Source organism: Shimwellia blattae DSM 4481 = NBRC 105725 (genome assembly GCF_000262305.1).
Taxonomy (GTDB): domain Bacteria; phylum Pseudomonadota; class Gammaproteobacteria; order Enterobacterales; family Enterobacteriaceae; genus Shimwellia; species Shimwellia blattae.
Map to the genome: position 1 here is coordinate 2,659,637 of NC_017910.1, position 25,164 is coordinate 2,684,800.

The following is a 25,164-nucleotide window of genomic DNA, read 5'->3' on the forward strand; positions in this document are numbered from 1 at the left end:
TTAGCCCGCGAGCAGTCATACCGGCCGCAACCGGCGCTCAAAAATGGTGTTCCATCCCCGCCAGCGGATGGGCGGCAACATAGTGCTCCGGCCCCACTTCCACCAGCGGCGCAACCGCCACGGCCTCTCCCGGTGCGCGCAATGCGCCGGGGAGATCGTCGGATAACAGAATCTCCTGGCGACGCCGGTAGGCCGGGTCCGGCACCGGCACTGCCGCCATCAGCTTACGGGTATAAGCATGGCGGGGATTTTCAAATACCGCCCGCCGGGGGCCAATTTCGACAATTTGCCCCATATACATCACCGCCACCCGGTGGCTGATACGCTCAACCACCGCCATATCGTGGGAGATAAATAAAAACGCGATCCCCTGCTCCCGCTGCAGGTCGAGCAGCAGATTAATAATCTGCGCCCCCACGGAGACATCCAGCGCCGAGATGGCCTCATCGGCGATGACCAGCTTCGGCGACAGGGCCAGGGCCCGGGCGATACTGATACGCTGGCGCTGGCCGCCGGAAAATTCGTGGGGATAGCGCCGGGCGTGCTCGGGCCGGAGCCCCACCCGCTCCAGCAGCCAGGCCACCCGCCGCTGTGCCTCGGCCCCCCGGGCCACCCGGTGGATCAGCAGCGGCTCCATAATGGCCGCGCCAACGGTCTGACGCGGATCCAGCGAGGCGTAAGGATCCTGAAAAATAAACTGAATATCCCGGCGCACGCTCTGCATCGCCCGCCGGGACAAGGTATCAATACGCTGGCCGTTAAAGTGAATGGTGCCGCCCTGGCTATTGACCAGGCGCAGCAGCGCCCGCCCGGTGCTGGATTTGCCGCAGCCGGACTCCCCCACCAGCGCCAGGGTTTCACCAGGCCAGAGATCAAAGCTGACCTGCTCAACCGCCCGCACCTCGCGGACCACCCGGTTAAACAGCCCGCCACGCAGGGGGAAGCGCACCGCCAGATCCCGCACCGCCACTAATGGCCGGGCCGGATCGCGCGCAGGGGGCGCAGGCTGAGGGCGCGAGGGGGCCTCCCCCAGCGCGAAGGTGGCCGGGAGATCCTGCCCCTTCATCGCCCCGAGCCGGGGCACCGCCGCCAGCAGTGACTGGGTATACGGGTGCTGCGGATGGCGGAAAATCTGCTGCACGCTGCCGCTCTCTACCGCCACTCCCTGGTGCATGACCAGCACCCGGTCGGCGATATCCGCCACCACCCCCATATCGTGGGTGATAAAAATCACCCCCATCTCCATCTCCTGCTGAAGAACCCGGATAAGCTGCAGGATCCTGGCCTGTACGGTCACATCCAGGGCGGTGGTGGGCTCGTCGGCAATCAGCACTGCCGGGCGGCAGGAGAGCGCCATGGCAATCATGACCCGCTGGCGCATACCGCCGGAAAGCTGATGCGGGTAGCGCTTCATCACCTGGTCGGCATCGGCAATGCGCACCCGCTCCAGCATCTGGCGCGCCTCTTTCCAGGCCTCCCGGTGGGAGAGTTTCTGGTGCAGGCGCAGTGATTCGGCTATCTGCTCCCCCACGGCGAAAACCGGGTTGAGTGAGGTCATGGGCTCCTGGAAAATCATGCTGATATCAGCCCCGCGCACCCGGGTCATGTCGGCGGCGCTCAGGGCCCCCAGATCCGCCACGTGGCGGTTACGGCGGCGTAAGATAACCCGCCCCCGGCAGGAGACCCGGCTGTTTTGCTGCTCCAGCAGGCGCATCAGCGCCAGCGCGGTGACCGATTTCCCCGAGCCGGACTCCCCCACGATGGCGAGCGTCTCCCCACGGGCGAGCGTAAACGAGAGCTGGCGCACCGCCCGGTTTTCATCTTCCGGGGCGCCAAAGCTCACGTTTAAGTTCTCTACCAGCAAAACCTGGTCCTGGGTCAGTGCGTCGCGATAGGGCACAGCGTCTCCTTAATTTCCGTCTGCTGGCGGTTTTTCTATAAATATCATCATAGTGCCTGGCGCTTAATTCGATTTTTGAATATAGAAAGCACTAAAAGTGTTGTAAAGCTGTACAACGCTCCCCCGTGAGGAGTAACACAGGGCCATTTAGTGAGCTGGCGATATCTGCCATAATAGCGGCACTTTTATATATTCCTCGTGCAGGAGATATTGTCATGGAATTTACCAATGGCCTGATGCCGCTGGACACCGCACTGGCGCACATGGCGGCGCTGGTTACCCCTATTCACGAAACACAAACCCTTCCTCTGGTTCAGGCGTTTGGCCGGATAACAGCGTCCGATGTGGTCTCCCCGCTGGATGTACCGGGGTTTGATAACTCGGCAATGGACGGTTACGGGGTGCGTCTGGCGGATCTGGCTACGGGTAAACCGCTGCCGGTGGCGGGCAAAGCCTTCGCCGGGCAGCCCTTCCAGGGGCCGTGGCCTGCGGGCACCTGCGTGCGCATTATGACCGGTGCCCCGGTGCCGGACGGTTGCGAGGCGGTCATCATGCAGGAGCAGGCCAGCGTCAGCGATGCGGGCGTCACCTTCAGCGCGGCGGTCAAACCCGGGCAGAATATTCGCCGCCGGGGGGAAGATATCCGCCGTGGTGCCAGCGTGCTCAGTGCCGGTCAGCGCCTGACCGTGGCCGAGCTTCCGCTGCTGGCCTCCCTCGGGATTGGTGAAGTGAGCGTGGTGCGTAAGGTTCGCGCGGCGGTCTTCTCCACCGGGGATGAGCTGCAACTGCCCGGCCAGCCCCTGGGCGAGGGGCAGATTTACGACACCAACCGCCTGGCCGTCCACCTGATGCTGGAGCAACTGGGCTGTGAGGTGATTAACCTCGGCATTATTCGTGACGATCCCCGGGCGCTACAGGCCGCCTTTGAACAGGCGGACAGCCAGGCCGATCTGGTAATAAGCTCCGGCGGGGTCTCGGTGGGGGAAGCGGACTACACCAAACAGATCCTCGATACCCTCGGGGAGATCCACTTCTGGAAGCTGTCCATCAAGCCCGGTAAGCCCTTCGCCTTCGGGCGCCTGAAAAACAGCTGGTTCTGCGGGCTGCCCGGTAACCCGGTCTCCGCCACGCTGACGTTTTATCAGCTGGTTCAGCCGCTGCTGGCCCGTTTATCCGGCCAGGCATCCCCTGCGCTGCCTGCCCGCTTCCGGGCCCGGGCGGCACAGAAACTGAAAAAAACCCCCGGCCGCCTGGATTTCCAGCGCGGTATTTTGCGCACCGGCCCGGACGGTACACCGGAAGTGGTCAGTACCGGCCATCAGGGCTCCCATATTTTCAGCTCATTTAGCCAGGGCAACTGTTTTATTGTGCTGGAGCAGGAGCGGGGTAACGTGGAGCCCGGCGAGTGGGTCACCGTAGAGCCTTTTAACCCGCTGTTCGGGGGCTAACGTGGCTGAGGAACTGTCCGACAGCGAAATGCTGCGCTATAACCGCCAGATTATTCTGCGCGGTTTTGATTTCGACGGTCAGGAGACGCTCAAGGCCAGCCGGGTGCTGATTGTGGGGCTGGGCGGGCTGGGCTGTGCGGCCGCGCCGTATCTGGCGGGTGCCGGTGCCGGCCACCTGACACTGCTCGATTTTGACACGGTGGCCCTGTCCAATTTACAGCGCCAGATCCTCCACCATGATCAGGATATCGGGCTGGCGAAGGTGGAATCTGCCCGCCAGAGCCTGGCGGCAATAAACCCCCATATCCGGATCGAGACCATTGACCAGCAGCTGGACGACAGCGCCCTGGAGGCGCTGGTGGCGCGCCACGATCTGGTGCTCGACTGTACGGATAATGTCGCCACCCGCAACCAGCTGAACCAGGCCTGTTACCGGGCCCGGGTGCCACTGGTGTCCGGGGCGGCTATCCGCATGGAAGGCCAGGTCAGCGTCTTTACCTATGGTCCGGGCGAGCCCTGCTACCGCTGCCTGAGCCGCCTGTTTGGCGACAACGCGCTGACCTGTGTTGAAGCGGGGGTCATGTCCCCGCTGGTGGGGGTGATTGGCGCACTACAGGCGATGGAGGCCATCAAACTGCTGACCGGTTTTGGCACCAGTATCGCCGGTAAATTACTGATGTATGACGCGATGACCTGCCAGTTCCGCGAAATGAAGCTACCGCGCAACCCGGCCTGTGAGGTGTGCGGCCAGCCGCAGGGCTAGTCGTACAGCCCTTCCTGATCCACCGCCGTAGTCCCCTGGGTACTACGGATACGCCGCACGGACTCACGCCCGACCAGGGTGCCGTGCAGTAACAGCGTGCCGCAGGCCGCCTGCGGGCGCATGATCCGCTGGCGCAGCAGGTGCACTGCCTCTTCCCCCAGCTCGTCCCGGGGCACATGCACCGAAGAGAGCGGCACCTCCTGAATGGCAGACAAATTAAACCCGTCAATACTCATGACCGAGATATCCTGCGGCACCCGCAGCCCGTGCTGCTGCAGGGCGCGCATCGCCCCGGCGGCCATAAAATCCCCCCCGGCGAGAATAGCCGTCGGCAGGCTCTGGCGCGGCGTTCTCAGCAGGTATTCCCCCAGTTGTTCCTCGCTCTCTTTGGCGCTGAAGTTACGCATCAGTAACAGATCCCGCTCGTCGTCCAGCGCCAGGTTATGCTGGCCCCAGGCATCGCGGATCCCGCTCAGGCGCAGTTCCATGGTGTAGCGGCGCAGGCAGACCAGGTTCAGGATCTTACGGTGGCCCATGGCAAACAGGTAACTGGCGGCAAGCTCCCCGATCCCCCGGTGATCCGGCGCCACCGCAGGCAGGCGCATTTTATTATCCCGGCAGTTGATCAGCACCCCGGGTTTGCCCATATCCACCAGCAGATCGTGAATATGGGGATCATCGATCCCCAGCAGAATAGCCGCCTCAACGTCGCTCTCCCCCAGGCGGCTTAAGAACAGGGCCGCGTCGCTGTCATTCTCTTCCAGGGCGCAGTAGCGCAGGCGCACATCGTGCACGCTCAGGGCTTTGCTGAGGTTCTGAATCACCCGGTAGTAGAAAATATCTGAGCGCTCATCAAACGCGCGCTGCGGCGCAAAAAGAAGAATGTTATTCAGCAGCATGCGCCCGGCGGCCATGCCGTCCAGCACCCCCATCTGGCGGGCACACTCCATAACCCGCTGTTTTGCCCGCTCGCTGGTGTTGGTTTTCCCGGCCAGCACCCGGGAGACGGTGCTGATGGATAACCCGGTTTGTTGGGCAATCTGGCTGATATTGAGCTTCTTTTCCATTTTGTGATCCCGGCAGATTTGTGAAATGAAAAAATTTTCACAGGCAATATTACAACCATTACCTGGCGTTTAACGGCATATTTTATGTTACAACGCCAAAATATGAAAATTTTTGCAAAACTATCGCTGTCGCCGGCACAAAAACTCTTTTAGCCTGTTTTTGCACTGGTATGGTGAGCAATTAATCACCACCTGCAGTGCCATAACAGGCCAGGGAAACCGGTGGAAAATTATCCACTTTTATAAAAAATCGCTTCCCGGCCCCAGATTTTCATCTTACCGATTACCTGGAGATAACCATGAGTCATGGCATTAATCCGGAACTTACCACAGTCAAAAGCAAGCGGGTGGTGAAGCATCTGCGCTGGTGGATGCTGGTCCTGTTTCTGCTGGGCGTTACTGTTAACTACATCACCCGTAACTCGCTGGGTATCCTGGCACCAGAGCTGAAAGTCAGCCTCGGGCTGACCACTGAGCAGTATTCGTGGATTGTCGGGGCATTTCAGCTGGCCTATACCCTGTTCCAGCCTCTGTGCGGCTGGCTTATTGATGTTATCGGCCTGAAAATTGGCTTTATGGTGTGCGCCGGTATCTGGGCTGTGGCCTGCCTGGCCCACGCCGGTGCCGGAAGCTGGCTGCATCTGGCTATCCTGCGCTTTGTAATGGGTGGTGCAGAAGCGGCTGCCACCCCGGCGAACGCCAAAACCATTGGCGAGTGGTTCCCGAAAAGCGAGCGCCCCATTGCCGCAGGCTGGGCGGGCGTGGGCTTCTCTGTGGGTGCGATGCTGGCCCCGCCAATCATCTATTTTGCGCATGCCTCTTTTGGCTGGCAGGGTGCCTTCCTGTTTACCGGGGTACTGGCGCTGCTGTGGGTGGTGCTGTGGTGGATGTTCTACTACAACCCGGAGCAGCATCCTAATCTGGGCAAGAGCGAGCTTGAGTTCATCAAGCAGGACAACGAACCGGCCCCGGTGAAGCTGCCTTTCTTTACCGCCCTGAAAACCGTCTCTAAAGATAAGCGCTTTTACGGGATTGCCATCCCGGCATTTATGGCAGAGCCCGCCTGGGCGGTGCTGAGCTTCTGGGTGCCGTTGTACCTGGCGAATGAGCGCGGTATGGATCTGAAGCAAATTGCCATGTTCGCCTGGTTACCCTTCCTGGCGGCGGACCTGGGTAGCGTAGTCAGCGGCTATCTGACCCGCCTGTATACCCGCCTGTTTGGCTGCACCCGGGTGAACTCGGTGGTTGCCAGCTCCGTTACCGGCGCGTTTCTGATGATCTCCCTGGCCCTGGTGGCGATGACGGACGATCCCTATATCACCATTGCGCTTATCTCTATTGGCGGCTTCGGGCACCAGATTATCTCCTGCATGCTCAGTGCGCTGGTGGTGGAGTCCTTCGATAAGGGCCAGATGGCCACCGTTAACGGGATGCGCGGCTCATTCGCCTGGATAGCCAGCTTTATCTTCTCACTGATTATCGGGGTCACTGCCGACAAGATTGGCTTTAACCCGCTGTTTATCGCCATGGGCTTTTTCGACCTGATTGGCGCCTTCTTCCTGATTGCTTTTATTGCTGAACGTCGCGCAGCGCGTGCCTGATGAGGAATTACTGAATGAAAACCCTGAAAAACTGGACTCTGAGCCACACCGACAACCAGCAGGTTGTACTGAATGTCGAGGGTCGTCACCAGATGTCCATCTATGTGCTGGAGCCGGAAATGTTCCGGGTTGCGGTAAAACGCGAGGGGCATTTCACCCTCGACCGCACCTGGGGTATCGCCCCCGAGCAGGATGTGCCCTGGGAAGGCCGTGCCCGTGACAGTCTGGAAGGGTTTAGCCTGCCGGGATTCACCCTCGAAGAGGGTGACCAGACGCTGACCATCGCCACCGATGTTCTGAAAGTGACCGTGCACCAGCCCCTGTGGCTGGAGTGGCACCACCGCCTTGATAACGGCGAATGGGCGCCGCTGGCCTGCGATCGCCCGACCAGCGCCTATCTGATGAACCCGCACGGCGACGGTGTCGCCCACTACCAGCGCCGCATGGCAGACGATCGCTACTATGGTCTGGGGGAAAAAGCCGGTGATCTGATGCGCAACGGCAAACGCTACGAGATGCGCAACCTGGACGCGATGGGCTATAACGCGGCATCTACCGATCCGCTGTATAAGCATATTCCGTTCTCCATTACCCGCCGCCCGGACGCCAGCTTTGGTATCTATTACGATAACCTCAGCAGCAGCTGGCTGGATTTTGGCAACGAGCTGGATAACTACCACCTGCCCTACCGCCGCTGGGAAGCCCAGTGTGGCGACATTGATTACTATTTCTTTGTTGGCCAGCGGGTGCTGGATGTCACCAAAGCCTTTGTGCGCCTGACCGGTAAAACCCTGTTCGGGCCGAAGTGGAGCCTGGGTTACAGCGGTTCGACCATGTACTACACCGACGCACCGGACGCCCAGAATCAGCTGATGAACTTCATCCGCCTGTGTGAAGAGCACCAGATCCCCTGCGACTCCTTCCAGTTGTCGTCCGGGTATACCTCCATTAACAACAAGCGCTACGTGTTTAACTGGAACTACGACAAAGTGCCCCAGCCGAAGGTGATGAGCCAGGCCTTTGCCGACGCCGGGATGCACCTGGCGGCCAATATCAAACCCTGCCTGTTGCAGGACCACCCGCGCTACCAGGAAGTGGCGCAGCAGGGGCTGTTTATTCAGGATTCAGAAAGCGACACGCCGGAGCGCTCCGTATTCTGGGATGACGAAGGCTCCCACCTGGACTTCACTAACCCGAAAACCATCCGCTGGTGGCAAAACGGTGTGACCACCCAGTTGCTGGAAATGGGGATAGGCTCCACCTGGAATGACAACAACGAATATGAAATCTGGGACGGGGAAGCCCGCTGCCACGGCTTCGGCCAGCCTGTTGCCATTAAACATATTCGCCCGGTGATGCCGCTGCTGATGATGCGTGCCTCCATGGAAGCGCAGCAGAAATTCGCCCCGGAAAAGCGCCCGTATCTGATTTCCCGCTCCGGCAGCGCCGGGATGCAGCGCTATGTACAAACCTGGAGTGGTGATAACCGCACCAGCTGGCAGAACCTGCGTTACAACATCCGCATGGGCCTGGGGATGAGCCTCTCGGGGCTGTATAACCTCGGCCACGATGTGGGCGGCTTCTCCGGGGATAAACCGGACGCGGAGCTGTTTGTCCGCTGGGTTCAGAACGGGGTGATGCACCCGCGCTTTACGATCCACTCCTGGAACGACGATCACACGGTCAATGAGCCGTGGATGTACCCGGCGGCGACCCCGGCAATTCGCAGCGCCATTGAGCTGCGCTACCGGCTGATGCCCTACTTCTACACCTTACTGTGGCAGGCCCATGCGGACGACGAACCGATGCTGCGCCCCACTTTCCTTGACCACGAGCACGACGAGCAGACCTTCGCAGAGTGTGATGACTTCCTGCTGGGCCGGGATCTGTTAGTGGCAAGCGTGGTGGAGCCTGGTCAGCGTGAGCGTAAGGTCTGGCTGCCGGACAACACCACCGGCTGGTATGACTACTACACCGGCCAGTGGTACAGCGGCGGCCAGTGGATAGTGCTGGATGCCCCGCTGGAAACCCTGCCGTTACTGGTGCGCGCCGGTGCCGGCCTGCCCCACAGCGAGCGCCTGGGCTATGTGGACACCCGGGAGGATGATCAGCGCGAGCTGCGTCTTTACCCGCTACAGGGGCCGGGGGTTACCTGCGGTATGCTGTTTGAAGATGACGGAGAATCCTGGGGCTACCAGACCGGTAACGCCCTGTGGCTGAACTGGGAGATGCGTTGCGACAGCACCTGTATCAACCTGTGTCTGACCCCGAAAGGGGATTACCAACCCGCATGGAAGACCCTGAAGATCACACTGCCGGCTGGGGAGAGCCGCCAGCTGCTGATTAACGGTGAGCCTGCGGACCACTGGCAGCGTTAAGTTCGCCGCCAGCCCTTCAAAAGGCCATGCGTCATGCATGGCCTTTTTTTATCCGCAGCTTACAGGGCAAGGAAAAACCCGGCGATTGTTGCGCTCATCAGGTTAGACAGCGTACCGGCCGCGACCGCCTTCAGGCCAAGACGCGCGATATCCGGGCGGCGTCGCGGTGCCATACTGCCAAGCCCCCCCAGCAGGACCGCCACCGAGGCAAGGTTCGCAAAACCGCACAGGGCAAACGAAATAATCGCTTTGGTATGCCCGGAAAGCACCTGTAACCCGGCGCCAGCCACTACGTCGTCCGGGCGCAGATAGGCCCCAAAGTTCAGGTAGGCCACAAACTCGTTAACGATAACCTTCTGACCAATAAAGGAACCGGCGACCAGGGCCTCACTCCACGGCACCCCAATCAGAAAAGCCACCGGCGAGAAGATCCACCCCAGCAACAGCTCCATCGACAATTGCGGATAGTTAAACCAGCCGCCAATGCCAGCCAGCATACCGTTCAGCAGCGCGATAAGCGCAATAAAAGCCAGCAGCATGGCACCGACATTGAGCGCCAGCTGCATGCCGGATGCGGCACCGGACGCGGCGGCGTCAATCACATTGGCCGGGCGTTCTCCGGGCAGGTCTGCGGCATCATCCGCATCGCGCGGTTGCCCGGTTTCCGGCACTATCAGCTTCGCAAATAAAAGCCCACCGGGTGCCGCCATAAAAGAGGCGGCTATCAGGTACTCCAGCGGGACCCCCATTTGCGCGTATCCGGCCAGTACAGAACCGGCCACCGAAGCCAGCCCGCCACACATCACGGCGAACAGCTCCGACTGGGTCATGGTGGCAATATACGGGCGCACCACCAGTGGTGCCTCTGTCTGCCCGACAAAAATATTTGCCGTCGCCGACAGTGACTCAGTGCGCGACGTGCCGAGCAGTTTTTGCAGTCCACCCCCGAGCACGCGGATCACAAATTGCATGATGCCAAGGTAATAAAGCACCCCAATCAGCGAAGAGAAAAAGACAATAACCGGCAGCACGCGCAGGGCGAAGACAAATCCACTACCGCCAAAGAGCTCAAACATGGTATCGGAAACCAGGCCGCCAAAAATAAAGGAGATGCCCTGATTACCGTAGGAGATCACGCTGGCCACCCCGTCAGACAGGCTCCCTAACAGCCGCCGGCCAGCCGGGACATACAGCACCAGCGCGCCAACGGTAACCTGCATCATAAACGCCCCCAGCACGGTGCGCAGATTAATCGCCCGCCGGTTACTACACAGCAACAGGGCAATGATAATCAGCGCCGCCATCCCAACCAGACTCATAATAAGTTGCATTTAATACATTCCTGTACAGTGAAATATCCCCGGGCGACCTGGTGTCGGGCCTCCCATCACGGCGGGGGCGCAGCCGCCCCCCACCGGTGCCCCGGATTACGGCGCCACGTCTTTAATCCGCATTTCTTCACTGGGGGTGATTTCCGCCTGTGCTTTGATATAGGCCACAACCGCGCCCGTCGCCCCGCTACCGGGTAATACTCGGGTATTGCGCCCTGCCGCAAAGGCGCTGAATCCGTCACCGCCGGTTGCCAGGAACGAGTTCACCACCACCGGATACCAGGCATCATCCTTCACCGGTTGCCCCTGTACTGTCAGTGAGATCAGGCGCTGGTCAAGTGGCTTGCGGCTGTCGTAGGTCATCTCAATCCCTTTTGAGGCCTGCAGGACACCGTTGGTCAGATTTGCCGCGTGATTCATTAACGCCCGCAGCTGTTTGCCGTTAATTTCCGTGTAGCTTAAATCGTCCGGGAAGGGGAACATGGTGATAATATCCCCAAGGGTAATCTCCCCCCGGGGCAGTTCACTGCGCAAACCGCCGCTGTTAACAAAGGCCAGCTGCGCCCGTGGCTCTGCCGCTAAAAAGGCGTCCCCAACCAGATTACCCACCGGAGACGACGCCCCGTAAGCGCGGGTTAACCCGGCGCTGGCATTGCCAATTTTCTGCTGCGTAATCTGTGCCAGTTTATCTGTCCAGTGGGCTACCGCTTCCGCCGTTTGTGGATCCGGGGTAACGTCACCGTCGAAAATATTAATCAGCCTCCCGTTATAGCCGGTTATTTTCCGGCTTTTATCATCAATATTAACGACCAGTTTGCCAAGATTAATACCGTAGGCATCGGTGGAGACAATTAATGTCTCGTTTACTTTAATCGGCTCCGGTGTGCCCACATGAGCATGGCCGGTAATCAGAATATCCAGCCCCTGTACCTGTTTTGCCAGCTCGATATCTTTTTTTAATAACCGGCTGACATCGCCACTGCCAATACTGGATTGCCGTGCCGGTACGCCTTCATGAACCAGTAATACCGTTATATCGACTTTATCGCGGATTTCCTGAATATATTTTTTCAGGTATGCCACTTCATCGCGCATTTCTACCCCATTGCGCATATTTTTATTTACCGTATCGTAGAAGGCGAATTTCCCGTGCAGACCAATAACCCCCACTTTGACACCAGCCTTCTCCAGCAGAACATAGGGTTTATCCCACACGGGCTTGTCACTGCCTTCATAGAACAGGTTGCCCAGCAACACCGGGAAGGTGGCTTTATTCAGCTGCTCTTTCATATTGGGGACACCATGATCAAACTCATGATTACCAATAGAGACCGCGTCGAATGACATTTTATTCATAATATCAACGATGGCCTCACCTTTGGTGAGCGTGCTGATATACGGCCCGGTGAAAAAGTCCCCGGCGTCGAAAAAGAACACCCCATCATTGCTGGCTTTCGCCTGTTTGACGATAGTGGCAATATTGGCAAATCCCCCGATCTTTTTATCTTCACTGACATAAGGCGCTTTAAAAGGCAGTACGTTAGCGTGCAAATCATTAGTGTGATAGATAGTGATCTCTGCTGCTACTGCCGGGCCGCACATCCACAACAGCCCGATAATAAATAAATTAATCCTGTTAATCATCTTCATAATGATCCCCTGTAAATGAGTAAACATCAGATCACGCCAGAATAGCGAACCGCCCGGCCAGATTTCTGTGATTTATCACTCAGGGCACTGGTTTTAGTAATACTTCTATTATTTGCGTTGTGTTTTATTCAGTGGGCAGGAGTTAACTATTATTGTGGACATATTTATATTATCCGCAATTCACCGCAGGGAAATACGCCACGGGCAGGAGATACCGGAATAATGCGCACCGCTATTCCGGTAAAAGACGGGGCGCGGCAAGCCGCGCCCGCCGGGGGGGTTATTCGATACCTTTGCTGCGCAGGTAGTCTTCGTAACCGCCGGTGAAGTCCACCACCCGCTCCGGGGTTATCTCCAGCACCCGGGTCGCCAGGGAGCTGACGAACTCGCGATCGTGGGAAACGAAAATCAGCGTGCCCTGGTACATCTCCAGCGCCATGTTCAGGGATTCGATAGACTCCATATCCAGGTGGTTGGTGGGTTCATCCATAATCAGGATATTCGGGCGCTGCATCATCAGCTTACCGAACAGCATACGGCCCTTTTCGCCACCGGACAGTACCTTCGCCTGCTTCTTAATATCATCCTGGCTGAACAGTAAGCGGCCAAGAATACCGCGCACCACTTGTTCGTCGTCCCCTTCCTGCTTCCACTGGCTCATCCAGTCGAACACGCTCAGGTCATTGTCGAAATCCGCCGCGTGATCCTGGGCGTAATAGCCGATACGGGCATTTTCAGACCACTTCACGGTGCCGTTTTCCGGGGTCAGCTCACCGACCAGGGTTTTCAGCAGGGTTGATTTACCCACGCCGTTGGTCCCCATCACGGCCAGCTTCTCGCCCACTTCCAGCAGCATTTTTACATTTTTAAACAGCGGGCCGTTATCAAACCCTTTGGTGAGGTTTTCCACTTCCAGGGCGTTACGGAACAGTTTTTTGTCCTGCTCGAAGCGGATAAACGGGTTCTGGCGGCTGGAGGCTTTGACCTCTTCCAGCTGAATTTTATCTATCTGGCGGGCACGGGATGTGGCCTGGCGGGATTTAGACGCGTTGGCGCTAAAGCGGCTGACAAACGACTGCAGATCGGCAATCTGGGCCTTTTTCTTGGCGTTGTCGGCCAGCAGGCGCTCCCGGGCCTGGGTGGCGGCGGTCATGTACTCATCATAGTTCCCCGGGTACACGCGCAGCTCGCCGTAGTCCAGATCCGCCATATGGGTACACACCATATTCAGGAAGTGGCGGTCGTGGGAAATAATAATCATGGTGCTGTCGCGCTCGTTGAGCACCTGCTCCAGCCAGCGGATGGTGTCGATATCCAGGTTGTTGGTCGGCTCATCGAGCAGCAAAATATCCGGGTTGGAGAACAGGGCCTGGGCCAGCAGCACACGCAGCTTCCAGCCCGGGGCCACTTCGCTCATTGGCCCGTAGTGCTGCTCCAGCGGGATCCCCACCCCTAACAGCAGTTCACCGGCGCGGGACTCCGCAGAGTAGCCATCCATTTCGCCGTATTTCACTTCCAGATCGGCCACTTTGTAGCCGTCTTCTTCGCTCATTTCCGGCAGCGCGTAGATGCGATCGCGCTCCTGTTTGACCTCCCACAGTTCCCCGTGGCCCATAATCACCGTATCCAGTACGCTGAACTGTTCAAAGGCAAACTGATCCTGACGCAACTTACCGATCCGCTCATTGGGATCAAGCGAGACGTTACCGGCAGTTGGCTGCAGATCACCCCCCAGAATCTTCATAAAGGTGGATTTGCCGCTGCCGTTGGCGCCGATAAGGCCATAGCGGTTACCGCCGCCAAACTTGACGGAGATATTTTCAAACAGCGGCTTGCTGCCAAACTGCATAGTGACGTTACTGGAAACTAACACGGGTCATTCCTGGGTAAAATGTGATAAACGGCGCATTATGCCACAAGAGTGAAATCGGGTCGCCCCCTTCCGGCGCGATGGCGCTCAAGCCCGGCCAGAAAAAATTGTGATTTAATCCACATCCTAATTCCCAATAGCGGGGTATGCACATATAATGCCCATCCGGCATCGTCACCTGTTTTATTAACCCATATCGCAGTGTGGCCATTTATCACTGCGTTGAATAACACATCAAATGACTATGAAATTACGCACGTTTTTCCTGGCAGCACTGGCGATAGCTGGTATTTGTAGCAACGCTTCTGCTGTGACTTATCCGCTCCCTACTGATGGCAGCCGCCTGGTGGGTGAAAACCAGGTTGTTACTGTTCCGCAGGGCAGCACTCTGCCCCTGGAATATTACGCCGCCCAGTATCAGCTTGGCCTGTCCAACATGCTGGAAGCCAACCCGGGCGTTGACCCTTACCTGCCGAAGGCCGGTACCACACTGACTATCCCCCAGCAGTTGATCCTGCCGGATACCAAACACGAAGGTATTGTCATCAACAGTGCGGAAATGCGCCTTTATTACTACCCGAAAGGCACCAATACCGTTATCGTGCTGCCGATCGGTATCGGCCAGTTAGGCCGTGATACCCCGGTAAACTGGGTCACCAAAGTTGAGCGTAAAAAAGCCGGTCCGACCTGGACGCCAACGGCCAAAATGCACGCGGAATATATCGCCGAAGGTAACCCGTTACCGGCGGTTGTGCCTTCAGGACCGGATAACCCGATGGGGCTGTACGCGCTCTATATCGGCCGCCTGTACGCCCTGCACGGCACTAACGCTAACTTCGGGATTGGCCTGCGCGTGAGCCACGGTTGTGTGCGCCTGCGTAAAGACGATATCAAATTCCTGTTTGATAACGTGCCGGTTGGCACCCGCGTTGAGTTTATCGACGAGCCGGTAAAAGCCACCACCGAGCCAAACGGCGCGCGCTATCTTGAAGTGCATAACCCGCTGTCTACCAGCGAAGCCCAGATTGACAACAACGAAGTGGTGCCGATCACCATGACCAAGGCCGTGACCGCCGTAACGTCACAGGCTGATGTTGATCAGAATGTGGTTAAGCAGGCGGTAGATACCCGCTCCGGGATGCCGGTTCGCCTGAACTAATCCGTTATACCTCAGGGGGAGCCCTCCCCCTGAGTTCTCCCCACTACCCGATACACTTCAGCAGCAGATAACCACACAGCGCCGCCCAGGCAAGCGCGGGCAGCGAATAAAGATGAAAACGCCACCAGATACGCCGGTCCGCCGCCATACGCAGCGCAATCAGGTTAGCCATCGATCCGGGCAATAGCCCGAACCCGCCAATATTCACCGCCCAGGCCAGCACCCGATCCGCAGGCAGATAATTCACCAGCAAAATCGTGGCGGGCACATTACTGATAACCTGAGAAAGCCCGATCCCGGCGGCAAATACGCCCCCCTGCCCCAGGCCTGCCAGCGCCGGTAAGTCGCGGGTCAGCACCGGCAGTTGTGTCAGCAGGTGCACATCAATAAACATCACCACAAACACCGCCAGCAGGGTCCAGTCGATGGAGGTGATCACCCGGCGGGCAAACCCCAGAAAGATAAGCGCCACGATAATCAGCCCCACCAGCGGCTGGCGAAGCTCCAGCGCGGTAATAAAGATCCCGTAGCCCACGGCGCTGGCCACCAGCAATCGGCGCCGCCAGTCAACCCGCTCCGTGGAGGCGTGATACACCAGCGGGCGGGCCGGGAAGCACCACCAGCACAGGATCAGCAAACTCACCATCAGCACGGCGGCCAGCGGCAGCATCTCCAGAATGTACCCGGTGAATGTCAGGCCCGAGCGCCCCCACAGCAGAATATTTTGCGGGTTGCCGATGGGGGTCAGCAGCGAGCCGCTATTGACCGCCAGCGCTTCGAAAATAATTAACCGGCTCACCGGCAGCGCACACATTTTGCGCAGAATAATGGTCAGCGGCACAATAATAAACAGCGCCACATCGTTGGTCAGAAAGGTGGATAACAGTGCGGCAGCGGCCACCATAAACAGTGCCAGGGCGCGCTCGGTACGAAACCGGCGCACCATTTTACGCCCCAGCACATCAAAGTAGCCGCTCAGCTCCATGCCTTTGGTCAGCATCATCAGGCCGCTGAGGGTAATAATGGTTTTCCAGTCAATGGCGCCGGGCCACGCCCGGGGGTGGAACGGAACAAACAGGCAGAGCAGCAGACCGGTGACCAGCAATAGCTGTAAAAAACGATCGCGCATCACGGCGCGAACCAGAGGGGTAACTATCACGGTGATCAGCCTTTGCGGGCCGTGAACTGGCGGAAGATTTCCAGCGTCTCGTCACTGACATGGTGCTCAATGCCTTCGGCATCGCGCCGGGCCGTATCGGCACTCACCCCGAGGGTTAACAGAAAGTTTTCCACAATATGGTGGCGCTCGCGGCTGGCCTGGGCCTGTTTCTCCCCTTCAGGGGTCAGAGAGACTCCGCGCCACGGGATCTGCTCAATCAGCCCCACCGATGCCAGGCGCTTTAGCATTTTGGCAACGGTCGGCTGGGATACCCCGAGCCGGGCGGCCATATCCACCTGGCGCGCTTCGCCGCTTTCGCGGATCAGATCGTCAATCAGCTCCAGGTAGTCATCAATCAGCTCACGCCGGTGAGCCTCCCGGACCTGGCGGAACCCCGCGACATGCTCTTCCACATTAACCAGCTGGGACTCTTTTTTTATGACGGGCTTACCTGCCTGACGGCTCATATTGCGTTCTCCGGGGCAACGTCGCCAATGGGGGCGACAAAAGAGCGCTCATTGTAAACCACAGTGCCAAAACAACAAAAAAATAACGAAATAGCAATAGCTATAAAATATAGCCTGTGCTATATCTGTATGTAATCTCATCGCCAGAACGGAGTCTGGTCAGAACAGCGGGAGGAAAAGCTGATGAACGAACTCAAAAGGTGCTTAGCTGTGTTTACTCACTCACCCTTTCAGGTGCGCCTGAAATTACTCACCATGATCTGCGATCTGGTTAACGGCAAACCACAAAATAAACCGGATATGCCGTCCTGATCCGGGCCCGGCCAGTTCGGGCCACGCCCTCTTCCCCCGGGTGCTTATGCCATGCCCGCCGTTTTTTTCGTCCTGATCCCTGCCCGTTTCCCCTCTCTGTGGTCTTTTGTCAGTTTTTGTAGTCCGACTCGCAAAACAAGTGGTTACCAGCCATTGATTTGATCGAATAACCCCTTTATCTTCATGCTGCCGGCAGGCGTGCCCCCACGCCGGGCAATATCCCGTGTCCACCACGCACATTATCCGTCCTGACCAGCCAGATACCGCCAGAGTTTGCCTGAGGTGTAAGAGCCGTAACTTATGACTGCTACCGTAAAATCCGCTTCAGCCACCCGTCGCGTGGCCTTTTCCCTCTGGCCTGGGTTTTATTTTCTCCAGTCGCTGCTGATTAACACGGCCCTCGGTTATGGTGTCAGCCTGCTGTATGCCGCCGCCTCCTGCTGTGTGCTGCTGGTGCTGTGGCAGCTAGCCCCCCGTTTACAAAAAACGCTGACAGGCTTCTGGACATTACTCGCCGCCAGCTATTACCCGTTTGGCCAGACCTGGGGCGCCCCCAACTTTAATACCCTGCTGGCGATGCACGCGACCGACGTGCAGGAGTCCGCCGAAATGCTGACCCTGTTCCCCTGGCACAGCTACGCGGTGTCGCTGGTTATCCTGGCCCTGGGTGCCGTGGCGCTGTGGCGCCCGCGCACAGCCCGCCCGCGCTGGGAGCTTTTGCACAGTGCCGCTCTGGTTTTCAGCCTGGTGTGTTACTTTATTCTGCCCGTGCACAACTACCTGACCGGCTGGGGGCTCACCCTGCTGGAGACCGGCTACCCCACCGGGCGCTTTGTGCGCGATGTGATTATCAGTAACCAGGAGGTCATGCAGGAGCAGGCGCGGATGAAACAGCTCGCCCGCCAGAAAGATGCCTGGACCCTGGTCTCAGTAAAGCCCCGTTACCATATATATGTGGTGGTGATTGGCGAAAGCGCCCGGCGGGATGCGCTGGGTGCCTTTGGCGGGCACTGGGACAATACCCCTTTTGCCAGCCGCGTGAAGGGGGTGTTCTTTCAGGACTATATTGCCGCCAGCGGCTCTACCCAGAAGTCGCTCGGCCTCACCCTCAACCGGGTGGTCGACGGGAAACCCCAGTATCAGGATAATTTTGTCACCCTGGCCAACCGGGCCGGGTTTCAGTCATGGTGGTTTTCCAACCAGGGGCAAATTGGCACCTATGATACCGCCATCGCCAGTATTGCCCGGCGGGCGGACGAAGTGCACTTTCTGAAAGACGGGAACTTTGAGGCCAGTAAGGATACCTCCGATGAGCAACTGCTGAAAATGACCGCCCAGGTGCTGGCGGTTCCCCGCAGCCAGCCCCAGTTGATCGTGCTGCATCTGATGGGCTCACACCCGCAGGCCTGCGACCGGACACACCAGCAATACCGGGAGTTTGTCCAGTCGAAGGAGACCTCCTGCTATCTGTACAGCATTACCCGGACCGATAACCTGCTGGCGCAGCTTTACCAGCAGCTGCGCGACAGCGGGGAGAGCTTCTCCATGGCCTATTTTTCCGATCACGGGCTGGCGCTGAAACAGCGCGGCACAGCGGAGCAGTATCTGGCCCATGATGATGCCTTCCGGCAGAATTTCCAGGTGCCGTTTATGGTGCTCTCCAGCGATGATACCCGCCACCGTCTGATTACCGCCCGGCGATCCGCCAATGATTTTCTTCACTTTTTTTCCCAGTGGACCGGTATCAAAACCCGGGAGCTGGTCAGCAAATACCGCTTTATCTCCGGCGAGCCCGCCGGGAAAGTGTCCGTGACCAGTTTTAAACTGCAAAAAGTGGACTACAACCGGCTGGGGAATGATCTGTTTACCGGCGCCGATCCGAAACTGCCCGGTTTTCGCTGATCGCAGGCAAAAAAAAATCCGCCCGGAGGCGGATTTTTCTCTGCAGGCAGAGGATCAGAAGCGGTAACCCGCGCCCACGATCCAGGTGCCAACATCAACACTGCGGATGCGGCTCTGCTCGTAGCCAACATCCAGAGCAACCATTTCCCACGGGTTGAACTGCAGACCAGCACCGTAAGAGAAGCCAGCATCTGATGTGCTACCGTTATGAGAACCTTCGGTTCTCTGGAAACGACCAGCACCAACACCCACAACACCGTAGATGCTTGCCCAGTCAGTCAGACGGTAAACAGGACCCGCAGTGATTCCGTAGTACTGGTCTTTGTGGTAACCGTCACCGGAACGATTCTTTTCAGTGTAGGTGAAGGAAGCGATCACACCCAGCGGATTGCTATCGTCGAATTCATAACGATATTTTAAGTTAAAGCCGCTTGCTTTGTTCGCTTTACCCTGCATATCGCTCTGAGCATAGCCACCAGTTACGGTTGCAGTGCCTGCGAACGCAGTACCAGTAGAAACGGCCAGAACACAAGCCAGAGCTGAAAGACACGCAATTTTTTTCATAACCACCTCAAATGTGCTTCAAATAAGTCCCATGCGATAAATATATCAAAGTATTTAGGAAACTTTTAGTAGTTCCTGATGTCGCATGAGCTCTTGGTGTAACAGAACATTTCCATGAGTGATTGTTTTTCATCCAGACAAACAGCAATCACACCTTTTTCTGTCCCGTAACGGGCAACTCTGTCATCATCAAATTGTCTTATGCTTCGGTTACTTTAACCGGCATATGGCTATTTTACTACTCAGTTGAACTTTTTGTTAAATGAACAATCAAGCCATTCGTGCTATTTAAGCAACCTTGAGTAGTCTTACCTATCATCATACATACTGACACAGGTTTACAAGGCCCATGATGCCCTCTTCCCAGACCAGCATACCCCGCTGGGCACCGGTACTGATTCTACTTATTGCAATGGTTTCTATCCAGGGCGGCGCCTCGCTGGCCAAAACCCTGTTTCCGCTGGTGGGGGCTGAGGGGGTCACCGCGCTGCGGCTCGGCATTGGCACCGTCATCCTGGTGCTGTTTTTCAAACCCTGGCGCCTGCGCTTTACCCGCGAACAGCGCCTTCCCCTGCTATGTTACGGGCTGGCGCTGGGCGGGATGAACTACCTGTTCTACCTCTCATTACAGCGGATCCCGCTGGGGATTGCGGTCGCCCTTGAATTTACCGGCCCACTGGCCATTGCGCTGTTTGCTTCCCGGCGCGGGGTGGATTTCCTCTGGGTATTACTGGCAGTGGTGGGGTTATGGTTCCTGCTGCCCCTGGGCCAGTCTGTGTCCGCCATCGATCTGACGGGGGCCCTGTTCGCCCTTGGCGCGGGGGCCTGCTGGGCCATTTATATTCTCAGCGGCGCCCGGGCCGGGGCCGGACACGGCCCGGCGACGGTGGCGGCAGGCTCGGTAATTGCGGCGATCATTTTTGTCCCCCTCGGGGCTTTCCAGGCAGAGACCTCTATTTTCAGCTGGTCGCTGCTGCCCCTCGGGCTTGGGATTGCATTATTGTCCACGGCGCTGCCCTATTCGCTGGAGATGATAGCCCTGACGCGGCTACCGGCGCGCACGTTCGGCACCCTGATGAGCCTGGAGCCTGCGGTGGGGGCCCTGTCTGGCATGCTGTTTCTTGGCGAAATGCTCACCCGCACCCAGACGCTGGCGTTACTGGCGATTATTGCGGCCTCTGCGGGCTCAACGCTGACCATGAAACAAACCGGCCGCTAAAATTAAATCTGTTGATATAAATCAGGAATAAGTCAATATTTCTGGCCGCCTTGCTGGCCAGCCAATAATTCCGCTGACAGCCGCAACCCTGCGGCTGTCTTAATATTTCATAAATCCTTCATAAACCAGCACTGTTTACAGAGCGCTCTCATAATACACTGATATTTAATGATTAATATTTTCAATCATAATACTCCTATTCAACTGATAGGTATTATCCCGCACGGCGCAGGAAAAATTCGGTGCTATACTTAATGCCGTTCAGTAATCAGGACTATTACATCAAGAGGATATGAGATTATGAGTACCGCTAAATTGGTAAAAACTAAAACTACTGATCTGGTTTATACCCGTAACGATGTTGCGGACAGTGAAAAGAAAGCCACCGTTGAGCTGCTGAACCGCCAGGTTATCCAGTTTATCGATCTGTCGCTGATCACCAAACAGGCTCACTGGAACATGCGCGGTGCTAATTTTATTGCGGTCCACGAAATGCTCGATGGTTTCCGTACCGCACTGACCGATCATCTGGACACCATGGCGGAACGCGCCGTTCAGCTGGGTGGCGTGGCGCTGGGCACAACCCAGGTTATCAACAGCAATACACCGCTGAAAAGCTACCCGCTGGATATCCACTCAGTACAGGATCACCTGAAAGAGCTGGCCGAGCGTTATGCGGTAGTGGCAAATGACATCCGTAAAGCCATTTCAGAAGCCAAAGACGAAGACACAGCAGACATTTTCACTGCTGCATCACGGGATCTGGATAAATTCCTGTGGTTTATTGAAGCAAATATCGAATAAATTTCCCTGCATTATCCCTCTCCGCCGGAGAGGGATGCACCATAATGATGCACCTTCGTAGTGCAATCTCCCACCCAACGTTAATTTTCTGTATAAATCACATCACAAAAACGTTAACCAGAGATTGTTTTACCCGTGGCCCACAGGGTAAAAAGAATAACTGGCTGCATCCCTTTCCAGGCGCACCAAAACAGAGCACCAAAATGGTGCATTTCGCCACTATTGCATCCATTTTTATGCAATGCTACAAAAATAGTTCCCTGTTAAATCAGCACGTTGAAAAGATGGCATGATTCTTTCATACCAGAGTCTTGCTTACCCAGGGGACAGCCCCGTGGATTAATCAAAGGAAATGCTATGAAGTCTATGTTTAAAGTTTCACTGGCCGCACTCTCCCTGGCTTTTGCCGTTTCAGCACAGGCGGCGGACAAGCTGGTTGTCGCGACAGATACCGCCTTTGTCCCGTTCGAATTTAAACAGGGCAATAAATATGTCGGCTTCGATGTGGATTTATGGGACGCGATTGCCAAAGAGCTGAAACTGGATTACACCCTGAAACCGATGGACTTCAGCGGCATTATCCCGGCGCTGCAGACCAAAAACGTTGACCTTGCTCTGGCCGGTATCACCATTACCGACGAGCGCAAAAAAGCGATTGATTTCTCCGATGGCTACTACAAAAGCGGCCTGCTGGTGATGGTAAAAGCCAGTAATGACGAGGTAAAAAGTGTTAAAGATCTGGACGGTAAAATCGTTGCCGTGAAGAGCGGCACCGGCTCGGTCGACTACGCAAAAGCCAATATTAAAACCAAAGATCTGCGCCAGTTCCCGAATATCGACAACGCCTACATGGAGTTAGGTACTAACCGGGCAGACGCGGTACTGCACGACACCCCGAATATTCTTTACTTCATCAAAACCGCCGGTCACGGTCAGTTCAAAGCGGTAGGCGAATCGCTGGAAGCCCAGCAGTACGGTATCGCCTTCCCGAAAGGTAACGATGCGCTGCGCGAAAAGGTTAACGGTGCGCTGAAAACCCTGCGTGATAACGGCACCTACAACCAGATCTACAAAAAATGGTTCGGCACCGAACCTAAATAATAATAACAAGATGTAGTTATCACCTCAGGGGCGGCGTTACGCCCCTGCTATTTTTGAACCACGGTAATACAGGATATTATTATGCAGTTTGACTGGAGTGCCATCTGGCCCGCCATCCCGCTCCTGCTTGAAGGGGCAAAAATGACGCTGCTGATCTCGGTCATCGGGTTGCTGGGCGGCTTAGTGATTGGCCTGATAGCGGGTTTTGCCCGCTCCTTCGGCGGCTGGCTTGCCAACCATATCGCCCTGGTATTTATCGAAGTTATCCGCGGCACACCGATTGTCGTCCAGGTAATGTTTATCTACTTCGCCCTGCCGATGGCCTTTAGCGATCTGCGCATCGATCCGTTCAGCGCCGCAGTGGTCACCATTATGATCAACTCCGGTGCCTATATTGCAGAAATCACCCGTGGTGCCGTGCTCTCCATTCACCGGGGCTTTCGCGAAGCGGGCCTGGCACTGGGGCTCTCCCGCTGGGAAACCATTCGCTATGTGATTATGCCGCTGGCCCTGCGCCGTATGCTGCCGCCGCTGGGTAACCAGTGGATCATCAGCATTAAAGATACCTCGCTGTTTATTGTTATCGGCGTGGCCGAGCTGACCCGCCAGGGCCAGGAAATTATTGCCGGTAACTTCCGCGCGCTGGAAATCTGGAGCGCCGTGGCAGTTATCTATCTGATTATCACGCTGGTTCTGAGCTTTGTTCTGCGCCGCCTTGAAAAAAGGATGAAAATCCTGTGATTGAATTTAAAAACGTCTCCAAGCACTTCGGCCAGACCCAGGTGCTGCACAATATCGACCTGCATATTAAACAAGGTGAAGTGGTGGTGATTATCGGCCCGTCCGGCTCCGGTAAATCAACCCTGCTGCGCTGCATCAATAAGCTGGAGGAGATAACCAGCGGCGAGCTGATTGTTGACGGCATGAAGGTGAACGATCCTAAAGTGGACGAGCGCCTGATCCGCCAGGAAGCGGGCATGGTGTTCCAGCAGTTCTACCTGTTCCCGCATCTAACCGCGCTGGATAACGTGGCATTTGGCCCGCTGCGGGTGCGCCACACCAGCAAAACCGATGCGGAACAGCAGGCCAAAGCGCTGCTGGCAAAGGTTGGCCTTGCTGAACGCGCCCATCACTACCCGTCTGAGCTCTCCGGTGGCCAGCAGCAGCGTGTGGCCATTGCCCGCGCGCTGGCGGTGAAGCCGAAGATGATGCTGTTTGATGAGCCCACCTCAGCCCTGGATCCGGAGCTGCGCCATGAAGTGCTGAAAGTGATGCAGGATCTGGCCGAAGAAGGCATGACCATGGTTATCGTCACCCATGAAATCGGCTTTGCTGAGAAGGTGGCCTCCCGGCTTATCTTCATTGATAAGGGGCGGATTGCGGAAGACGGCGATCCCCGCGAGCTGGTCAATAACCCGCAGAGCCCGCGCCTGAAAGAGTTCCTGCAGCACGTATCCTGATGCCTTCACGCCGCCAGAATCCCTGGCGGCATTTTAGGTTGGCCTCAGCCAGTCAATCAGCCGGTAAACCGGCTTGCCGCCCAGCGCTGGCGCTGTTCGTCATTCATAAAACTCCAGGCCAGGATCCGGCTCTGCTTCTGGCCCTGGGCCATCTCCAGCTTCACAACCTTCTCCACCCCGGCCTCCTGGAGCGCCCGGTATAACACCGGCAGGTTATCCCCCCGGGAGACCAGCGTCGTGAACCACAGCACCTGGCGGCGGAAGGCGACACTTTCAGCAATCATGCCTTTAATAAAGGCCACCTCACCACCGGGGCACCACAGCTCCTGCTGCTGGCCGCCGAAGTTCAGGCTCTCACTTTTCACGCCCAGGTTACGCCGCTTGCGTTCACTGCCTGCCCGGGCCGTGTCGGCAGAATCATGGAACGGCGGGTTGCACAGGGTGGCGTCGTAGCACTCTGCACTGTGGATAATGCCTTTAAAGAAGGCGCTGCTGTCCTTCTGGCGGCGCAGACGGATATGTTTACTCAGCCCCGGGTTGGCGCTAATGATCCGGCTGGCATTTTTCAGCGCGGCTTCGTTTATCTCACTGCCGGTAAAGCGCCAGCCGTATTCACAGTTCCCCACCAGCGGGTAGATAAGATTGGCGCCGGTGCCGATATCCAGCACGCTGGCCTGACGTGGCGGCACGCCGTTGCGGTGCTCTGCCAGAAGGTCCGCCAGATGATGAATATAATCCGCCCGGCCGGGCACCGGCGGGCATAAAAAACCGTCAGGAATTGCCCACTCCCGGACCTGGTAAAAATGGGCCAGTAATGCCTGGTTCAGGCACTTCACCGCCTCCGGATCGGCAAAATCAATGGTCTTATCGCCACCGGGGGCGGTGCGTAAAAACGGCACCAGCGCCGGGCAATCCTGGCACAGTGCAGTAAAATCATACCGCTGGTGATGACGGTTTCTCGGGTGTAGCCCTGGCTTGCGGGGACTTACAGTTTTCATCGGCTTTCTCC

20 protein-coding genes and 1 pseudogene are annotated in these 25,164 nt (G+C 57.1%); 12 read left to right on the forward strand and 9 right to left on the reverse strand.

The genetic code is table 11. The features are described 5' to 3' along the window. Nucleotides 1-37: 37 nt before the first annotated feature. Nucleotides 38-1,900: a dipeptide ABC transporter ATP-binding protein gene (locus EBL_RS12470; RefSeq protein WP_002439434.1), complete on the reverse strand. Its 1,863-nt coding sequence runs from the start codon at nt 1,898-1,900 to the stop codon at nt 38-40. A gap of 215 nt (nt 1,901-2,115) precedes the next feature. Between EBL_RS12470 and moeA the strand changes: the two genes are divergently transcribed. Both moeA and moeB read left to right on the forward strand, forming a co-directional pair. Next, nucleotides 2,116-3,348 (forward strand): molybdopterin molybdotransferase MoeA, encoded by a 1,233-nt coding sequence (moeA, locus tag EBL_RS12475; RefSeq protein WP_002439433.1) that lies wholly within the window; start codon nt 2,116-2,118, stop codon nt 3,346-3,348. A gap of 1 nt (nt 3,349) precedes the next feature. Then, complete coding sequence (moeB, locus tag EBL_RS12480) at nt 3,350-4,111, forward strand: molybdopterin-synthase adenylyltransferase MoeB (RefSeq protein ID WP_002439432.1); 762 nt, start codon at nt 3,350-3,352, stop codon at nt 4,109-4,111. Here moeB and EBL_RS12485 read toward each other — a convergent pair. After that, a complete protein-coding gene (locus EBL_RS12485; RefSeq protein WP_002439430.1) occupies nt 4,108-5,178 on the reverse strand; it encodes a LacI family DNA-binding transcriptional regulator in 1,071 nt (356 codons plus the stop codon). The two genes, moeB and EBL_RS12485, sit on opposite strands and share 4 nt — an antisense overlap. Before the next feature lie 299 nt (nt 5,179-5,477). Here EBL_RS12485 and EBL_RS12490 point away from each other — a divergent pair, with 299 nt between their 5' ends. Next, entirely contained in the window at nt 5,478-6,779 is a 1,302-nt protein-coding gene (locus EBL_RS12490) for an MFS transporter (RefSeq protein WP_002439428.1), read from the forward strand. Between the two features lie 14 nt (nt 6,780-6,793). Further along, the gene (locus tag EBL_RS12495; protein ID WP_002439426.1) at nt 6,794-9,157 is read left to right on the forward strand and encodes a glycoside hydrolase family 31 protein; all 2,364 of its coding nucleotides are present in this window, start codon (nt 6,794-6,796) and stop codon (nt 9,155-9,157) included. Nucleotides 9,158-9,216: 59 nt separating this feature from the next. Here EBL_RS12495 and EBL_RS12500 read toward each other — a convergent pair whose 3' ends face one another. The 3 genes from EBL_RS12500 to EBL_RS12510 all read right to left on the reverse strand — a co-directional run bounded on the left by EBL_RS12500 (nt 9,217) and on the right by EBL_RS12510 (nt 14,011). After that, on the reverse strand, nt 9,217-10,488 hold the full coding sequence (locus EBL_RS12500) for a NupC/NupG family nucleoside CNT transporter (protein WP_002439425.1): 1,272 nt from the start codon (nt 10,486-10,488) through the stop codon (nt 9,217-9,219). A gap of 96 nt (nt 10,489-10,584) precedes the next feature. Beyond that, nucleotides 10,585-12,138, reverse strand: coding sequence for a bifunctional metallophosphatase/5'-nucleotidase (locus EBL_RS12505; protein WP_373278360.1), 1,554 nt, complete (start codon nt 12,136-12,138; stop codon nt 10,585-10,587). A gap of 280 nt (nt 12,139-12,418) precedes the next feature. Continuing rightward, entirely contained in the window at nt 12,419-14,011 is a 1,593-nt protein-coding gene (locus tag EBL_RS12510) for an ABC-F family ATPase (protein WP_002439422.1), read from the reverse strand. 235 nt (nt 14,012-14,246) lie between these two features. On the opposite strand from EBL_RS12510, the gene ldtB reads away from it, so the two are divergent. Next, the gene (gene ldtB / locus EBL_RS12515; protein WP_002439421.1) at nt 14,247-15,167 is read left to right on the forward strand and encodes a L,D-transpeptidase; all 921 of its coding nucleotides are present in this window, start codon (nt 14,247-14,249) and stop codon (nt 15,165-15,167) included. A gap of 43 nt (nt 15,168-15,210) precedes the next feature. On the opposite strand, the gene EBL_RS12520 is transcribed toward ldtB, so the two are convergent. Beyond that, complete coding sequence (locus EBL_RS12520) at nt 15,211-16,296, reverse strand: SLC13 family permease (protein ID WP_174270539.1); 1,086 nt, start codon at nt 16,294-16,296, stop codon at nt 15,211-15,213. 35 nt (nt 16,297-16,331) lie between these two features. Next, complete coding sequence (mntR, locus tag EBL_RS12525) at nt 16,332-16,793, reverse strand: manganese-binding transcriptional regulator MntR (RefSeq protein ID WP_002439419.1); 462 nt, start codon at nt 16,791-16,793, stop codon at nt 16,332-16,334. A gap of 183 nt (nt 16,794-16,976) precedes the next feature. Between mntR and mntS the strand changes: the two genes are divergently transcribed. Together mntS and EBL_RS12535 are read left to right on the forward strand one after the other, a co-directional pair. Then, the gene (gene mntS / locus EBL_RS12530) at nt 16,977-17,105 is read left to right on the forward strand and encodes a manganase accumulation protein MntS (RefSeq protein ID WP_002439416.1); all 129 of its coding nucleotides are present in this window, start codon (nt 16,977-16,979) and stop codon (nt 17,103-17,105) included. A 300-nt stretch (nt 17,106-17,405) separates the two neighbouring features. Beyond that, entirely contained in the window at nt 17,406-19,007 is a 1,602-nt protein-coding gene (locus EBL_RS12535) for a phosphoethanolamine transferase (protein ID WP_002439414.1), read from the forward strand. A gap of 54 nt (nt 19,008-19,061) precedes the next feature. Here EBL_RS12535 and ompX read toward each other — a convergent pair whose 3' ends face one another. After that, entirely contained in the window at nt 19,062-19,571 is a 510-nt protein-coding gene (gene ompX, locus EBL_RS12540) for an outer membrane protein OmpX (protein WP_002439411.1), read from the reverse strand. Nucleotides 19,572-19,923: 352 nt separating this feature from the next. Here ompX and rhtA point away from each other — a divergent pair. The 5 genes and pseudogenes from rhtA to glnQ all read left to right on the forward strand — a co-directional run bounded on the left by rhtA (nt 19,924) and on the right by glnQ (nt 24,155). Beyond that, nucleotides 19,924-20,821: pseudogene (rhtA, locus tag EBL_RS12545) on the forward strand (threonine/homoserine exporter RhtA). Nucleotides 20,822-21,090: 269 nt separating this feature from the next. After that, a complete protein-coding gene (gene dps, locus EBL_RS12550) occupies nt 21,091-21,594 on the forward strand; it encodes a DNA starvation/stationary phase protection protein Dps (protein WP_002439408.1) in 504 nt (167 codons plus the stop codon). Nucleotides 21,595-21,951: 357 nt separating this feature from the next. Then, nucleotides 21,952-22,695, forward strand: a complete 744-nt coding sequence (gene glnH, locus EBL_RS12555; protein WP_002439406.1) for a glutamine ABC transporter substrate-binding protein GlnH — start codon at nt 21,952-21,954, stop codon at nt 22,693-22,695. Nucleotides 22,696-22,776: 81 nt separating this feature from the next. After that, on the forward strand, nt 22,777-23,436 hold the full coding sequence (glnP, locus tag EBL_RS12560) for a glutamine ABC transporter permease GlnP (RefSeq protein WP_002439404.1): 660 nt from the start codon (nt 22,777-22,779) through the stop codon (nt 23,434-23,436). Then, nucleotides 23,433-24,155 (forward strand): glutamine ABC transporter ATP-binding protein GlnQ, encoded by a 723-nt coding sequence (glnQ, locus tag EBL_RS12565; RefSeq protein WP_002439401.1) that lies wholly within the window; start codon nt 23,433-23,435, stop codon nt 24,153-24,155. Before glnP ends, glnQ begins: the two co-directional genes overlap by 4 nt. 56 nt (nt 24,156-24,211) lie before the next feature. Here the strand turns inward: glnQ and rlmF are convergent, their stop codons facing one another. Continuing rightward, a complete protein-coding gene (gene rlmF / locus EBL_RS12570; RefSeq protein ID WP_002439400.1) occupies nt 24,212-25,153 on the reverse strand; it encodes a 23S rRNA (adenine(1618)-N(6))-methyltransferase RlmF in 942 nt (313 codons plus the stop codon). Nucleotides 25,154-25,164 lie beyond the last annotated feature (11 nt).

Bases quoted from the DNA above. Each gene is read 5' to 3' on its own strand.
- EBL_RS12500 (WP_002439425.1), bottom strand. From the start codon at position 10,488: ATGCAACTTATTATGAGTCTGGTTGGGATGGCGGCGCTGATTATCATT.
- ompX (WP_002439411.1), bottom strand. From the start codon at position 19,571: ATGAAAAAAATTGCGTGTCTTTCAGCTCTGGCTTGTGTTCTGGCCGTT.
- mntS (WP_002439416.1), top strand. From the start codon at position 16,977: ATGAACGAACTCAAAAGGTGCTTAGCTGTGTTTACTCACTCACCCTTT.
- glnP (WP_002439404.1), top strand. From the start codon at position 22,777: ATGCAGTTTGACTGGAGTGCCATCTGGCCCGCCATCCCGCTCCTGCTT.
- rlmF (WP_002439400.1), bottom strand. From the start codon at position 25,153: ATGAAAACTGTAAGTCCCCGCAAGCCAGGGCTACACCCGAGAAACCGT.
- glnH (WP_002439406.1), top strand. From the start codon at position 21,952: ATGAAGTCTATGTTTAAAGTTTCACTGGCCGCACTCTCCCTGGCTTTT.
- EBL_RS12490 (WP_002439428.1), top strand. From the start codon at position 5,478: ATGAGTCATGGCATTAATCCGGAACTTACCACAGTCAAAAGCAAGCGG.
- EBL_RS12520 (WP_174270539.1), bottom strand. From the start codon at position 16,296: ATGCGCGATCGTTTTTTACAGCTATTGCTGGTCACCGGTCTGCTGCTC.
- EBL_RS12485 (WP_002439430.1), bottom strand. From the start codon at position 5,178: ATGGAAAAGAAGCTCAATATCAGCCAGATTGCCCAACAAACCGGGTTA.
- EBL_RS12495 (WP_002439426.1), top strand. From the start codon at position 6,794: ATGAAAACCCTGAAAAACTGGACTCTGAGCCACACCGACAACCAGCAG.
- EBL_RS12505 (WP_373278360.1), bottom strand. From the start codon at position 12,138: ATGAAGATGATTAACAGGATTAATTTATTTATTATCGGGCTGTTGTGG.
- EBL_RS12535 (WP_002439414.1), top strand. From the start codon at position 17,406: ATGACTGCTACCGTAAAATCCGCTTCAGCCACCCGTCGCGTGGCCTTT.
- dps (WP_002439408.1), top strand. From the start codon at position 21,091: ATGAGTACCGCTAAATTGGTAAAAACTAAAACTACTGATCTGGTTTAT.
- moeA (WP_002439433.1), top strand. From the start codon at position 2,116: ATGGAATTTACCAATGGCCTGATGCCGCTGGACACCGCACTGGCGCAC.
- ldtB (WP_002439421.1), top strand. From the start codon at position 14,247: ATGACTATGAAATTACGCACGTTTTTCCTGGCAGCACTGGCGATAGCT.
- mntR (WP_002439419.1), bottom strand. From the start codon at position 16,793: ATGAGCCGTCAGGCAGGTAAGCCCGTCATAAAAAAAGAGTCCCAGCTG.